General features: G+C 52.9%; 6 protein-coding genes, 4 tRNA genes and 8 pseudogenes. 2 read left to right on the plus strand and 16 right to left on the minus strand.

The genetic code is table 11. The features are described from left to right. Positions 1 to 330: 330 nt before the first annotated feature. The 7 genes and pseudogenes from CS369_RS17980 to CS369_RS18010 form a co-directional block, all read right to left on the minus strand. Positions 331 to 1,491, minus strand: a pseudogene (locus CS369_RS17980) (amidohydrolase). Between the two features lie 90 nt (positions 1,492 to 1,581). Then, positions 1,582 to 2,312, minus strand: a pseudogene (locus CS369_RS24695) (amino acid ABC transporter ATP-binding protein). Positions 2,313 to 2,324: 12 nt separating this feature from the next. After that, positions 2,325 to 2,995, minus strand: a pseudogene (locus tag CS369_RS17990) (amino acid ABC transporter permease). Positions 2,996 to 3,063: 68 nt separating this feature from the next. Further along, a complete protein-coding gene (locus tag CS369_RS17995) occupies positions 3,064 to 3,873 on the minus strand; it encodes an amino acid ABC transporter substrate-binding protein (protein WP_196908174.1) in 810 nt (269 codons plus the stop codon). A gap of 29 nt (positions 3,874 to 3,902) precedes the next feature. After that, positions 3,903 to 4,424 carry a GNAT family N-acetyltransferase gene (locus CS369_RS18000; RefSeq protein ID WP_196908147.1) on the minus strand — a complete coding sequence of 174 codons (522 nt, stop codon included), beginning with the start codon at positions 4,422 to 4,424 and terminating at the stop codon, positions 3,903 to 3,905. Between the two features lie 13 nt (positions 4,425 to 4,437). Beyond that, entirely contained in the window at positions 4,438 to 5,799 is a 1,362-nt protein-coding gene (gene purB, locus CS369_RS18005) for an adenylosuccinate lyase (RefSeq protein ID WP_196908148.1), read from the minus strand. Between the two features lie 193 nt (positions 5,800 to 5,992). Beyond that, positions 5,993 to 7,072: pseudogene (locus CS369_RS18010) on the minus strand (iron-containing alcohol dehydrogenase family protein). Between the two features lie 288 nt (positions 7,073 to 7,360). On the opposite strand from CS369_RS18010, the gene CS369_RS25295 reads away from it, so the two are divergent. Further along, positions 7,361 to 7,588, plus strand: coding sequence for a hypothetical protein (locus tag CS369_RS25295; RefSeq protein ID WP_374191080.1), 228 nt, complete (start codon positions 7,361 to 7,363; stop codon positions 7,586 to 7,588). A gap of 33 nt (positions 7,589 to 7,621) precedes the next feature. Then, positions 7,622 to 8,062: pseudogene (locus CS369_RS25300) on the plus strand (transporter substrate-binding domain-containing protein); the annotation flags it as partial. 220 nt (positions 8,063 to 8,282) lie between these two features. On the opposite strand, the gene CS369_RS18020 reads toward CS369_RS25300, so the two are convergent. From CS369_RS18020 to wzxE, 9 genes and pseudogenes are all read right to left on the minus strand, one after another. Continuing rightward, positions 8,283 to 8,359, minus strand: a tRNA-Pro gene (locus CS369_RS18020). Between the two features lie 55 nt (positions 8,360 to 8,414). Beyond that, positions 8,415 to 8,500 (minus strand) — tRNA-Leu (locus tag CS369_RS18025). Positions 8,501 to 8,523: 23 nt separating this feature from the next. Next, positions 8,524 to 8,599: transfer RNA gene (locus CS369_RS18030), tRNA-His, on the minus strand. 97 nt (positions 8,600 to 8,696) lie between these two features. After that, positions 8,697 to 8,773 (minus strand) — tRNA-Arg (locus CS369_RS18035). 138 nt (positions 8,774 to 8,911) lie between these two features. After that, positions 8,912 to 10,303, minus strand: coding sequence for an amino acid permease (locus tag CS369_RS18040; protein WP_196908149.1), 1,392 nt, complete (start codon positions 10,301 to 10,303; stop codon positions 8,912 to 8,914). A gap of 221 nt (positions 10,304 to 10,524) precedes the next feature. Further along, positions 10,525 to 11,254, minus strand: a pseudogene (gene wecG / locus CS369_RS18045) (lipopolysaccharide N-acetylmannosaminouronosyltransferase). A gap of 9 nt (positions 11,255 to 11,263) precedes the next feature. Beyond that, positions 11,264 to 12,615: pseudogene (wzyE, locus tag CS369_RS18050) on the minus strand (ECA oligosaccharide polymerase). Next, positions 12,573 to 13,652, minus strand: coding sequence for a TDP-N-acetylfucosamine:lipid II N-acetylfucosaminyltransferase (locus tag CS369_RS18055; protein ID WP_196908150.1), 1,080 nt, complete (start codon positions 13,650 to 13,652; stop codon positions 12,573 to 12,575). Before CS369_RS18055 ends, wzyE begins: the two are co-directional and overlap by 43 nt. After that, positions 13,649 to 14,803, minus strand: a pseudogene (gene wzxE, locus CS369_RS18060) (lipid III flippase WzxE). The gene CS369_RS18055 and the pseudogene wzxE overlap by 4 nt, the downstream one beginning before the upstream one ends.

Raw genomic sequence — 14,803 nt, forward strand, 5'->3', positions numbered from 1 at the left:
AATAATGTAAATTAATATTCATTTCGATTCCTTTTAATACAGATTTCTTACCTTTGGCATAAAATTGTATTATTGGTTCATTTCTTGAATAGCAATTTATACAATCAATGACACATCGTTTAACTTTTGTTTAGTATTAAAAAGGAAAATATCGAACAAGAAATGAAAAGTATTTGGCTGCTTTGTCTAAATAAAAATAGGGATATAGCCTTAATTATTTGCATTACAAGACAACACGTTAACGCATTGAACGGCACCAGCAAACGCAACGTGAAGTATGACGGGTATAAATAGATTATCCGCGCCGTGAACACGGCGCGGATGAAAACATCAGCGAGAAGACAGTTGTTCCAGGCTCTGTTTCGCCAACTGATGGAGGTAGTGCGCGGTAGGGAACAGTGCGCTGTCATCAACCCGGAATTTCGGATGATGCAGTGTATAAGGCCCGCCCGAACCGACCATCATGAATGTACCCGGCAGTTTTTGCTGATAGAAGGCAAAATCCTCGCCAATCGGGCTGGCATCCACGCGGCGCGCTTCAAAACCTTCTTCATCGGCAACACGCAGGGCAAAATCCACCCATTCCGGCGTATTGACCACGGACGGCGGTCCGGCGTGCCAGATAAACTCGAGCTCAGCGCCAAAGGTGCTGGCAATACCTGCCACAATCTGGCGAAAGCGCTGTTCAATCAGATCGCGCGCTGTCTGGCTAAAGGTGCGTACCGTACCTTCCACGTAGGCGGTATCCGGGATCACGTTTCAGGTGCTGCCACTGTGTACCTGAGTGATTGACACCACGGCGGTATCATCCGCTGGCACCGTGCGGCTGATAATGGTCTGCACCGCGCTAATCAACTGGCTGAGAATGATAATGGGGTCGTTGCCTTCATGAGGTTTGGCCGCATGGTAGCCTTTAGCAGCAATCTTGATTTCAAAACGATCCACGCCTGCCGTCAACGCGCCATCTTTACCACCGACCACGCCAACTGGCAGCTTTGGGTCGTTGTGAATGCCAAAGATGGCTGCCGCATTATCCAGCGCACCGGTCGCGATCACTTCTGGCGCGCCCAGCCCGGTTTCTTCCGCCGCCTGGAACAGAATGCGCACAGTGCCCTTTAGCTCGGACTCGATGCCTTTAAGCAAAATGGCAGCACACAGCGCGGCGGATGAATGAAAGTCGTGCCCGCAAGCGTGCATCACGCCCTGACGCTGAGAGGTGAATTCCACGCCGGATTCTTCTTCAATCGGCAGTGCGTCGATATCTGAACGCACTATAACCAACGGGCCATCCTGCACGCCGCCGACTTCAGCGACCAGACCGGTTTTCAACGGCAGATCCAGAATGCGGATGCCTTCCTTCTCCAGCGCGGCGCGGATTTTCTTGGTGGTTTCAAATTCCTGGTTGGATAATTCAGGGTTCTGGTGCAGATCGTGCCGGAACGCCTGAATAAATTGCGCTAACGGCGCATGCTGAGGTACTGTTTTTACGATGTTTTCTCCACACTGTCCGTGCTTAAAGCCGCAGGATAAACCCGCGGCGCGCAAGGTATTTTATCTAAATAGCTTGTTATCACCGCATCGTCAGATGTCGTATTCCGTATGTTCCGGTATCTTGGTCATCTGACGTAAGAAACGCTGCGTCTGCGGGTTATCCGAGAAACTGATCACCTGCTCGACGATATTCCCGTCGGCCATGAAAATAACCCGATCAGCAACTTCTTTGGCAAACTGCATCTCATGGGTCACGATAACCATGGTGGTGCTGTTTTTCGCGAGATTTTGAATCACTTGCAGCACTTCGTGCACGCGCTCCGGATCCAGCGCCGAGGTAGGTTCATCAAACAGAATGGCTTTCGGGTCCACGGCCAGCGCGCGCGCGATACCCACGCGCTGCTGCTGCCCGCCGGACATGATGGGCTTCCGGCAGCAGGCCAACCTGCTCGATAAGCCGAAGTCCAATCTCCTGTGCCTGCTTCTTAGGCATTTTTTTCACCACGATCAACGCTTCCGTGATGTTTTCCAGCGCGGTTTTATTCTTGAACAGGTTGTAGTTCTGGAACCATCGCTGTTTGCTGATGCAGTGCGTAGGCTTCCTTGGTGCTATAACGGCGTGTATCCAGTACGCGATCGCCAATTTCAATCGTGCCGGACTCCGGTTTTTCCAACAGGTTGAGGCAGCGCAGCAGGGTGGATTTACCCGACCCTAAAGGGCCGATAATCGCCACCACTTCGCCCTGTGCGATATCCAGACTGATATTGTGCAGCACCACTTTGTCGCCAAAGCGTTTTGAGAGGTTTTTTACACTGATCATGGCGGCGTCTTCTTAGCGCTGTAATGAGTGGTTCAGTTTCTTTTCCAGCCAGTTTTGCAGTCTGGAATAAACAATGATGACCAGCCAATAAATCAGCCCTACCACCAGGAAGGTTTCAAAGAAACGCAGCGATTCTGCGGCGATCATTTTACCTTCAGCAAACAGTTCAGATACGCCAAGTGCAAAGGCTACCGAGGTGTCTTTGATCAGCGAGATAAAGGTGTTACCTGTGGCAGGCAGCGCATTGAGCATCGCCTGCGGCAGTACAATACGGCGGTAAATCTGCGAACGATTCATGCCGATCGACAGCCCGACTTCCGTTTGTCCCCAATCGACCGAGGCCAGCGCAGCGCGGAAAATCTCCGCCAAGTACGCCGAGGTTTTCAGGCTAAAGCCGATAATCGCCGCCGACATCGCGGTCAGATCGCTCAGCGCTGGGAACAGCTGCGGCAAACCGAAGTAGAGATAAACAACTGAACCAGAGACGGAATGCCGCGAAACAGCGAGATATAAAACTCAATCACCTTCACCAATACCGTGATCTTGCTTTCCCGCAGCAGCGCTAGCACCAGACCCAGTATCATGGCGAAAATCATGGATACCACGGCTAACAGCAGCGTGGTCGGTAAATAGAGCAAAACCTGAGGAAACACCTTCAGCAGGTAAGCAAAATCGATATTCATGAGCAGTACCATTAATGCTTCCACCGGCGCAAGCACCGGTGGAAAAGAGATGACAAAAAGCGCGTCGGTTAGTGTGCTTGCGGTGCGGTAATAATGTCCTCACCGAAATATTTCACGGAAATCTCTTTCAGACGGCCATCAGCACGCATTTTCGCCAGCTCAGCATTGAACTGCTCACGCAGTTTGTCGCCTTTTTCATCTTTGTGGAACGGGAAGCTGACTTCCTCGATCACCAGCGGATCGCCAACCAGTTTGAACGGCAGATTGCGCTTGTTGATTTCAGCCAACAGGATTGGGCGGGAGTTTACATAGCCTTCCACGCGCTTGGACAACGCATCATTCATTGCGCCATCGCGGGTTTCATAGGTGCGGATGGTCACACTGCCGTCAGCAAAGGCTTTCTTCAGGTTATTCAGGTAGTTATAGCTAAATACGCCCGCCACTGTTTTACCTTTCAGGTCATCCAGCGTGTTGATATTGGTGTTATCTTTGTGCGTAACAATCTGGCTGCTGTAGTAGCTGTACACATCGGCAAAGTTATACTTTTCTTTACGCGCCGGCGTGATCGCCACGACGTTAGCCACGGTATCGAGTTTGTTCGCTTCCAACTGCCCCATCAGGCCGCTGAAATCGGTGGTAACCCACTCGATTTTGTAATTCAGATCTTTCGCGATGGTTTCAGTGACTTCAACGTCAAAACCCACTAACTTGTTATCTTGCTTAAAGCCGCTCGGGTAGCTTTGTCCGGTAGAACCTACGCGCAGCACCGTGCTGGCTTTTCCGCCCGCCGCCGCTTTTTTGTCCTGAGAGTCACAGCCCGCCATTAGAAAGGCAGTGGTAAGCGCTAACGCAGACAAAGTCAGTTTTTTCATTATCATTATCATTATTATTATCATGTTCATGCCTCTCATTGGGAATTTTTCTTCTTCCACTGGTGATAACCATCCTGGTCTAACACTTTTTCCATATAAATCGTCAGGTGGCCTTTACCCAGATTCGCCTGCCCGACTTCGTTAAAACCGTAATGCTTATACATATCGATAAACCAGGGGTGGCTCTGTGCCGTGCCCAAAGAAACCGCGGGTGCCTTGAGTTGCCCTATCAGCACCGTTTCTTTCAGCCACTGCATCATCTGGCGGCCAAATCCCTGCCCTTTGTAGTCCGGGTGGGTGGCGAACCACCCCAAATGCGGCAAACCATACGGGCCAGGCTCCGGTCCCCAAGGGTAACGGATGCTAAAAGACGACACCATCACGCCGTCTTTTTCCAGCGCATAAACACCGTGGCGCGTAATATGGCGACGTACCATATCGATATCCGCCTCAGCCGCGGCAAAGTGAATGCCCAGTTGGCGAATCGGTTCATAGGCCGCCAACGCCAGAAAGGCTTCGTCATCTTCCAGCGTGAGCTGGCGAAAAACCGTACTCATGTTTAACGCTCACTTACGCTGGCAGCAGACCAGAGTTGTCGGCATAACGAATCACTTCATCCACCTTTTGTGGTGCACAGCCCAAATAGTTGACTGGGTTCAGCCATGCGTCAAGTTCCTGCGCGGTAACCTGCGCCGACAGGACCGGGTCTTCCAGCAGCACCTCTTTGAAGTGACGGCTCTGTTCAAACGCCTTCATGGAGCACTCGTACACCAAATGGTGCGCGGTTTGTTTACCCATACGTTTGCCAATTTCAAACATCACTTTCTCAGAGAGCAACAGGCCGTTTTGCAGTTCCAAGTTCGCCAGCATCTGCTTTTCATTCACCGACATACCGCGCAGGATACCCAGCGCATTCTGCAACTGCGCGGAGAGGTAAATGTTCACTTCCGGCAGAGCGATCCACTCAGCGCGCCAGCTCATAGCGTCACGCTCATATTCCACCTTCATGGACTCATGAATCAGCGATGCGCTTTTGAAAATGGGTGCAGTCAGGCTAGCCAGCCCTTCAAATGCCGCTGGGTTACGTTTGTGCGGCATGGTGGTGGAACCAATTTTGCCTGCTGAGAACGGCTCTTCAACTTCGTTGATTTCCGTGCGCATCAGGTTATACAGCTCGTTGCCGATCTTGCCGCTGATCAGCACCACCACGGAAGCATATTCGGAGAAACGATCGCGCGCGGACTGCCAGACGATGTTCGGCGTAGCCAGCCCCAGTTTATCCAGCGTCAGGCGCTCAATCTGCGGTCCCAGTTCGCCGAACGATGCATAGGTGCCAATTGCGCCATTCACGTTACCCACCAGTACGCGGGCTTTGATTTCTTTCAGACGCTCCAGATGGCGAACAAACTCATCCAGCCATACCGCCAGTTTAAAACCAAAGGTGGTCGGCAGCGCCTGCATGCCGCGGGTGCACCCCGTCATCGGCCTATGCTGATACTTTTTCGCCAGGCGTTTCAACTCAACCGCCATCAATTGCGTGTCGCGTTCGACAATGGCAAAAGCCTGCTGTAATTGCAGTACCGTAGCGGTATCCACGATATCTTGCGTGGTCACACCATAGTGAATGTATTCGCCCGCGTCGCCACACTGCTTTTGAATCGCGGTGATGGTGGGCATCAGGGAGTGCTTCATACGGACCGCATCCTGCGCGATCTTTTCCACATTCAGTGCGCTTGCATCCGCTTTCGCGGCAATGGTTTGTGCGGCGTCGGCCGGGATAACGCCCAATTCACCTTCGGCCAGCGCCAATTCAACTTCAACTTCAACGTCAACCTGCTTCGTCAGGCGGTTATGTTCTGACCAGACAGCACGCATTTCGGGCGTGCCAAAGTTGTTCTCGATGAGGAGAAAATCAATGATATGTGATGCCATAGCTTACTCGTTCGTTGGATGTGTCAGGCGGGATTTTTGTCGTCGTTCTAATGTTGGGAATATAGCATGCGACAAATCGGCTCCTATATATCTTCTGGATCTATCTTATATTCAGAATATAGGAAGATATATCGTTTACCACACATCCAGACGTAATGCTATATTGATATCCATCACATCCCGTAAAACCGCATCACTTGCTGTATTGCGTTGTTAATACAGCCCTTTGAATCGCCTCGGGTGCCAGCGAAAACGGCAGCAGTGCGGCGCTGGCAGCGGGGAATTTAAAGGTTTGAGACAGCGTATTGGCCAGTTCGGCATAGCGCGTTTCCGCCACCGGCAAGCGCGCGGGGGCATCATAGCGCTGCAACAGTGCCAGCAAATCGGGATCGACCGAACCGTCGCCGCGCGCCACTAGCGACTGCACCCGCAAGCCATAGCCGACTTTCTCTCCGTGCAACCAGTCATGCAGTTCAGGAACGAGCGTCATTCGATTATGAATCGCATGGGCTACTCCGGGTGAAGGGGAGTCATCACGCATGCTGTTTGCCAATCCGGCCAGCGCGATATTGGCATCGATCACCTTTTGCAGCGCCACGGTCACTTGTTGTTCGGCATTATCTCTCAGTGCCTGTTCGCCCCACTGTACAAAGGTATCGCGGGTGAGCGTCGCCACCTGAACCTTAAGGTTCAGCGCCAGATTATCTCCGTTTTTCGCCAGATAGGGATGAAATTCATACCATTTAGCCAGCGCATCGACGATTCCGGATTTCAGATAGCGCACATCGCTGCGGGCAATCACGTCACTGTCGACCAACACCATCACCGGCATGTGTTGCAATACCTGCGTTCCCTGATGCCCACCCTGCTCATCATACAGAATACTGATCCGTGACCAGGCCGCGCAGGTGGCAGTGATGGTCGGCAAAGTGATCACCTGACCGTTCTCCAGCCCGTCAGCGACCGCTTTGGCGCAGTCCATCAAGCGTCCACCGCCAACACCGAGGACAACCTGAACGCCACGTTGAGCAATTTAATGCTGATGGTATGCAATCGCCTCGCGCGTGCATTCCCCTTCCAACAGATACACATCAAACTGCACGTCGGACTGCGTCAAACTGGTGGAGAGTGCACGTTCTACCGCTGCCCAGGCGCGTGGGCTGGTCAACACGGCAATGTGACGAGAAAATGGCGCAATCAGTTCACCCACACGTGAAAGCAGGCCAGACTGGTGGTGATAGACACCGGGAGATTTGATAGCAAAAACGGTAATCCTTTGATTTATCTACACTGTGCCAACGCATACGCACAGGCTATAAAGTGCAATAGTAAAAGCCTGTTAGCAGGTTGTAACCGATCAAATGGTCATAAGATATAACGTGAAGGTATAAAATCCTGTTTATTTTGAATGATATAGTTTTCAAACCAACAACGCTCCTTCACGTCCCCTCAATGTGCATCCCACTGTTGTTAGCCTGCCATTACCCTCAGAACTGATGAGCGCGTTGCAAAGAGTTAACCCAATTTCGTTCTAAACCAGGAATGTTGAAACAGGAATCTCATGATGAAAATCCAATTGACCCGCCACGTCAGTGCCGCACTGCTGACCCTGCTTGCCGCCGTGACGCTGGCTGGTTGCGATAATAACAAGAGTGCGGAAACGCAGAGTAAGGTGCTGCGCGTGGGCACGACGGGCCAAAGCTTCCCTGGTTCTTATAAAGAGAACGGCAGGCTGGCCGGCTACGATGTCGAGGTTGTGGAAACCATCGCTCGCGAACTGGGTTATTAGGTCACCTGGACTACGGCTGATTTCAGCGGACTGATGGGCCAGTTGGAGGCCGGAAAGTTGGATACCGTGGCCAATAATTTCGTGAAAACCACCGAATGCCAGAAAAAATACAACTTCACTGACGCTTACCTCACTTACGCAACGCAAATCGTCACCAGCGTTGAGAACAAAGACATTCAGTCTCTGGACGATCTCAAGGGTAAAACCGTATCTGGCGTCTTAGGCTCGACCCATGTGACCAACCTACGCAACGCCTTTCCCAACAATGACGTAACCATCCGCACCTATGAAACCCGCGACGGGGCAATGAATGATGTGATCAACAACCGCTTTCAAGGCTATGTCAATTCCCGCCCTATCCTGTTGGCAGAGATTAATAAACGTCACCTGCCGCTGAAACTGGTGGGTGACCCCATCTTCAATGAGCAAGTCACGTTCCCGTTTGCCAAAACGGCGGAAGGCGACAAGTTGCTGGCAGCATTCAATCAGAAGCTGCAACAGCTGCGTCAGAACGGCCAGTTGAGAAGTATTTCGGCAGCGATAAAGTGCTGGAAGGCGGTAAAGCGGAATAAGCAATTTTCGCCCTCGCACAGCGGGGGCGTTTTCCACAGAACAGGCTACGCATATAGCAGAAAGATGCATGCGGAAAGCAAAAAGCGGCTATTCCTGAGGAATAGCTGCTTTTCACAGAAAGTGGTCGGCGAGAGAGGATTCGAACCTCCGACCCACTGGTCCCAAACCAGTTGCGCTACCAAGCTGCGCTACTCGCCGAAATACTTTTTTCCAACGCCATCAGTGTATCACACTGACTGTTGATAATGTTCGTTGGTGCGAAGAGAGGGACTTGAACCCTCACGTCCGAAGGACACTAACACCTGAAGCTAGCGCGTCTACCAATTCCGCCACCTTCGCATACATTCACGAACATCTGAATCTGGGGTGGCTAATGGGACTCGAACCCACGACAACTGGAATCACAATCCAGGGCTCTACCAACTGAGCTATAGCCACCAATGTACTGCTTACAACTAACGATAAAACTGGTACGTCCCTTACGGTGAATTGTACCACCGCAGCTCTTGCACACAATTCTTGTAAAAAAAGTTATTGGTGCGCCCGACAGGATTCGAACCTGAGACCTCTGCCTCCGGAGGGCAGCGCTCTATCCAGCTGAGCTACGGGCGCATAGCGCCGTTGCGGGTGGGGATAGTACGGATTTAATCTCTGCCTGTCTAGTGCTTTTTTATCGAAATGATGCGTTTGCTTATGCTTTGCGCATTTTGTACCGAAAACACACAGTCAGCGACGATCCCCACCCATCAATCAGGCTTCTGGTGCCGTTAATGCCTGCTTTTTACGCCCTTCCAGCATGGCATAAATCACGCTAACCGCGGCAAGAAACGCCATCCCTACCAATAAGGACATCCGCGTGTCTTCATTGATGTACATTCCCACCAATACGCACAGCAGGAAGGCCATAGTCAGATAGTTCACCCACGGAAACTGCACGGATTTGAACGGATGCCCTGCTAATTGTGCCTGATGCTGCTGGCGAAAACGTATTTGGCTTATCAGTACCACAAACCACGGCACCATGCCCGGCAGCACGCTGGCGCTGTAGACATAGACGAACACTTTTTCCGGGTTGGGAATAATGTAGTTTAACGCCGAACCTAGCAGCAGACAAAAAATAGAAACGGCAACACCTGCCGCAGGCACGCCGCTGGCCGTGACTTTGTCTATCCAGGCCGGTAGCTGACGGTTGTTTGCCAGTGAATAAAGCATACGGCCACAGCTGTACATCCCGCTGTTACAGCCAGAAAGCGCAGCGGTCAGCACCACAAAGTTGATGATACCCGCCGCAGCGGTAATCCCGATTTTGGCAAAGGTCAGCACAAACGGGCTGCTGGCAGTGCCAATTTCATTCCATGGGAAAATGGTGACGATGATAAAAATGGCACCCACATAGAAAATCAGAATACGCCACAAGATGTTATTAATCGCGCGCCGCAGGGTAATTTTGGGGTTCTTGGCTTCACCTGCGGTGATCCCAACCAGCTCAACGCCCTGATAAGAGGCCACCACCAGACACAGCGCAAACAACAGCCCTTTCCAGCCACCCGCCAGGAAGCCGCCGTGCTCGGTCAAATTGGCAAAGCCGGTCGCCTGACCGTGGTTGCCAATACCAAAAAAGATAATGCCAACGCCAACGACAATCATCACAATAATGGTGGTGATTTTAATCATGGCAAACCAGAACTCGATTTCACCGTACAAACGCACAGCGGCCAGGTTGGCTAGCGCCACCAGCGCCACGCACACGATAGCGGGGATCCACTGCGGCAGTTCCGGGAACCAGTGCTGCACGTAAACGCCGATGGCGGTGATTTCGGAAATCCCAACCGCCATCCACATAAACCAGTAACCCCACGCGGTGAGATAGCCAAAAAACGGGCTCATGTATTTATGCGCATACACGGCAAAGGAGCCGGTGACCGGTTCCATATAGAGCATTTCGCCCATTGAGCGCATGATAAAGAAAACGAATATCCCGGCGACGATATACGCGAGCAGCACAGAGGGGCCGGCCCACTTCAATGCGCTCGCCGCGCCCATAAACAACCCAACGCCAATCGTTCCGCCAAGCGCGATCAGCTCAATATGTCGCGCCTCAAGCCCACGGTGGAGCTTGCCTTGCGTTTCCTCGTTTGCCATAGATCCTCAGTCTTAAATGTTGTGTTTTCCTCCCGGTTTCATACCGGGTTTTATCGTGCCCATCCCGCTATTGAGCAGGTTCGCACATTTTGGGCAGCATATTCTTCTGCATTTTTACCTGATTAGCAAATAGTCATTTAAAACAAAATGAGAATAACAATTTTGTTTTAAGAGCCAATTATCATAATAAATAACGATGGCTACGCAGAAGGGGAACGCCGTTACAGGCGACTGCTGAAGTAGTAGGCGAGGAATTTTAATAGCTTAATCTGGCGCGTAATGCGGCTGGGTTGGCTCAACAGCCGGTAGAGCCATTCCAACCCCATACGCTGCCACGCCAGAGGCGTGCCCGGTGAAGACGTCGTAAGCGCCTCCCACGCCCATATAAAGCGCCTGCGGATGGTAACGGCGACAATCACGCATCAGTATCTCCTGGCGAGGGGAGCCCATCGCCACCGTAACGATACGCGCCCCGCTGGCTCGCACCCGTTCAAACACCTCATCGCGCTGTTCGGGAGGGAAATAACCATCCTGACTGCCAACGATATTCACCTGCCACTGCGCCCTCAGTTTCTCTTTGGTCTGGCGCAGTATCGCCGGTTTTCCGCCCAGCAAAAAAACCGGGGTGCCTTCCGCACCGCCTTTTTGCATCAGCGCCTCCCACAAATCAGCGCCGGCGACACGCGTCACCTGCGCCTGAGGATATTTACGCCGGATGGCGCGCACAATACTGATGCCATCGGCATACTTGTATTCGGCCTCGGCAATCAAATCCCACAGCGGCTTATCCTGCTCGGCGGCCAATACTTTCTCGGCGTTGATTGCCACTAACGTGCCGGCTTTGACCTCTCCCTCAGCGAAAAGATACGCCAGACAGGCGGCTTGATCCGCAAATCCATGCAGCGGGATATTACGAATGCGATAAAGCGGGACAGAAGCAGGATGTTTCATGAGGGTTCCTTATGGTGTATCCGGAGTGTGTGGAGTCAAGGTAGACGGTGCCATATGCGAACGCGACCAACGCTGGCGGATCAGACCCGCGCGTTCAAACAGCCAATAAAGCAACTTCGCCGCCAGCACGCACAGCCCAAACACCAGGATAAAAAACACCACGCGCGACACAAAAGCATCGCCGCTGCGCTGTAGCGATTCTGGCTGCGACGACCCGATTCATACAGGGCATCAAACCACTTGACGATGAGGCCCACCACGATAGCACCGGGCGGAATAAACAACACGCCGCCCATCACCACCAGCGATCCCAGCAACGTAGGAGAAATCGCCAACCTGGAGTTGTTATTGAGCACTTCCCAGGTGAAATAGTTAGCACTTTTGAGCACCAGATTGGGACGAGCGGGCCACAGCCAGGACGGAATAAAGACATAAAAATCACGCACGATGGGGGCTAGCCCCTGAAACTCGATGTCACCGTAGTGTTGCCACAGCAGCGCCAAATTTTCCCACGGCGAGAATGTATCGCTTGTCAGATAAAGGAAGGTGTAAAACGCTTCCGCACCGCTTACGTCCAGACTGTAGCGTTTTAACGCCAGCCAGAACATGGCGGTCACGCCCACTGCCCCCGCCGCGACCAGCATCCATAGCGTGATCCAACCGCGCTGGATGCCGATAAACAAGAACAGGGCAAAAGCGATAATGATATTCGCCCGCGTACCGCCGAAAATCAGGTAGGTCAGTATCCCGAACCCGACGGTGTCCACCAGAAACAGCAGCCAGGCACGGCGCGTTTGGTGCAGGAAATAGACCACCAGCATGGCGGGGATAAAAAAATAGAAGAAGCGCTTCAGGGCAACGCACGAGACCTCACTGGAAAAGATCTGGCTGTAGGAGCGCAGTTTGAACAGCAAAAAACCGTTGTTGATAAAGAAGATAGCCACTGTCACCACGGCCACCAGCGCCAGCAATAGCCACGTCAGGTGCGTTTCGACGCGATTCATCACGAGCCAGGGTTCTCCGGGCGGTCGGCGTTGCGCCCGCAGGCGGGTTTTATAAGCCACGTAATAGATGGCGTAAAACGCGGTTGCCGACAGCAGCGCCTGAAGTAAATAGGTCGCGGGCACCACTGCCACATTGAATTTGAACGCCAGCAGGCAGGTAAAGGGAAAACCGAAATAGAACGTCAGAAAAAACAGTATTGAGAACAGTACGTTAAAGTTAAATCGTACTCGACGAAACTTCTGCCAGGTCAAAAAAAGAATAAAACTGACGGAAAACAGATACACCACGACCAAGCCGCCGAATTCACCCTGTGTCATGGTTTCGTCTCCGCCGCCAACGTCAAGGCATCGAGCCATCCTCGCTGGTAGTTAGGCTGGAAGAACGCGATGCGGCGCTGATCCACGCTGGCGATCTGACGTTGCGCTTCACGCACCACCGCTTCCGTCAACGTATCGCCGTAAAACAGCACCGGTAAATGCTGTTCGGCCAGATCCTGCCAGAAAGGCTTCTTCCGGATGATGACAAAGGGCACACCGCACTGAATCAGCAGGCAAAGCGTACCTATGCCTTGTTGACGCGAGAAGATAAATACGCCGAGATCGCAACTGCGCAACATGTTCAGATAATCATCGAACGCTAACTGTTCACGCAGCAACTGGAACTGCTTCGTGCCAAACAGCGTTTCACCTTCCTGCGCCACCTGATTGATATAGTCTTCATTGTTTGCGGGATATCCCATGGGGACAATCACCCGCACCTGCGGCCCCAGTTGCTGATGAATGGCCCGCAGCGCTTCGATATGCCGATTGCTCTTATCGCCGGAATTATCCACCAGCACCGTCATCGGTCCAGCCAGCGGCTTGGTCACGGTCTCTTCCGTCAGAGCCGGGTTCATTTTGGTGGGGAAATAAAGCAAAGAGGCGGGCACATCCGCATGCCGCTGCCGATAAAAATCCAGATCGCCACGTGTGGCAAAGACATGACCGATACGTCCCTGCGCCATGCGACGCAGCAGGTAAAACAGGCGATGCTTCCACTGCGTGGCCTCTTCATACAGATCCGCGCCCCACACATGCCAATAGGCCTGGGTCGGCTTGATACGCCGACCCAACAGCGCCAGCCAAATCCACGGGTTGAACTGTCCGTGGAAAAAGAACCGCGTCTGTCGATCGGCCCGCGCCCGCGTCACCACCGCCTGCGCACGTTTATCGGCATAACAGGTTAACGTCAACCCAGGAAAAGCCTGCGGCAAGCCCTCATCACCGGATACCACCATAAAATGCGTGACCACGGGCGCAGGCAGTTGCGTTGCCATCACGTCATGGAAGAAGCGCAGCAGCGTCTGGTTATGATGCGGGATATCCGATCCCAGCACGTGAATCAGTGTCGTCATGGTCGCCTACGGTAAATAAGAAAAACACAACAGCACAGAAAAAGTAAACCACATAGGTCAACATATAGGCTTGCCTGGCCCCCAATGCGCCGTGGCGCGGAATCAACCACTGGGAGAAGCCACTCAGCAACAAAAACTGGCTCAGTTCCGCCAGCAGATAAAAGCGCAGCGCCGCTTTGGCAATCACCAGATAACCAAAGACGTAGGCCCCCACTTTCATCACATCGCCCATCAGTTGCCAGGCGAAGAGATCGCGCATCGGCACAAACTGCGGGGAAAACAGCAGCCACCGCAGGGATAACAAACCGCAACGCGCGGCCGAGCTCACGCTCAATCGCCGGTTTTTCCTGCAATCGCGCCAGCGTCGGCAGCAAATAGACCGAAAACGCGGCGGTGATAAATTGCAGGTAAGCATCGGATATCGCGCTCACGCCCTGCCACAAGCCGACTGCGTCCCACCCGGCATGCGCCGCGAGCACGTTACGCATCATGATATAAGCGATGGGTACCGTTACCGCCGTCATCACCGCCATTAATGTAGATTTCCCTAACTACGTGGCGAACGCGCGATCCCATATCGGACGCAAGTGCTGCCAACGCAAAGGGGTGCGACGCCACAGCAACACACCGGCGGGCAGCGCAATCAACACCGGTATCAGCGCCAACCCCACCAGCCCAATCAGACTGCCCCCGACAATCGCCAGCGCATTGCCCTGTGCGTCCCGGTACCCTTTCAGGATAGCCAAAAAGAAGTTGGCGCAGGCAATGCCCATTTGCAGCAACTCCAGCAGGCGGATCACGTCACGATAACGATCGTCGCCAAACAGCGCCGTGGCTATTGGCCCGGCCGCCAGCACAAAGAGGAGCGCTAACGCTGATGAAAAGAGCGCAATAAGCGTCGCTGACGTCCCCAAAACCTGTTGCAACGGCTGAGGCTGCTGCTGATGGCGCGCCACCAGCATGATCACACCATTAAATATTCCCGCGCCTGACAGAACGCCCAACACCGTGATCAGTTGGCGGTAATTCCCCGCCAGCCCCACGCCGCTCGGGCCGAAGGCCACCGCCAGCAATTTGATAACCACCAGGCCAATGGCGATTTTGACCAGCGTCGAACCCGCCGTCCATAAGGACGCTTTTGCCAATGACAT

The sequence above is a fragment of the Candidatus Symbiopectobacterium sp. 'North America' genome, from assembly GCF_015762685.1.
Classification (GTDB): Bacteria; Pseudomonadota; Gammaproteobacteria; order Enterobacterales; family Enterobacteriaceae; genus Symbiopectobacterium.

What these genes read in the sequence shown, in the direction of transcription:
- purB (WP_196908148.1), bottom strand. Translation starts at nt 5,799, where the DNA reads ATGGCATCACATATCATTGATTTTCTCCTCATCGAGAACAACTTTGGC.
- CS369_RS18055 (WP_196908150.1), bottom strand. Translation starts at nt 13,652, where the DNA reads ATGACGACACTGATTCACGTGCTGGGATCGGATATCCCGCATCATAAC.
- CS369_RS17995 (WP_196908174.1), bottom strand. Translation starts at nt 3,873, where the DNA reads ATGATAATGAAAAAACTGACTTTGTCTGCGTTAGCGCTTACCACTGCC.
- CS369_RS18000 (WP_196908147.1), bottom strand. Translation starts at nt 4,424, where the DNA reads ATGAGTACGGTTTTTCGCCAGCTCACGCTGGAAGATGACGAAGCCTTT.
- CS369_RS25295 (WP_374191080.1), top strand. Translation starts at nt 7,361, where the DNA reads ATGATGAAAATCCAATTGACCCGCCACGTCAGTGCCGCACTGCTGACC.
- CS369_RS18040 (WP_196908149.1), bottom strand. Translation starts at nt 10,303, where the DNA reads ATGGCAAACGAGGAAACGCAAGGCAAGCTCCACCGTGGGCTTGAGGCG.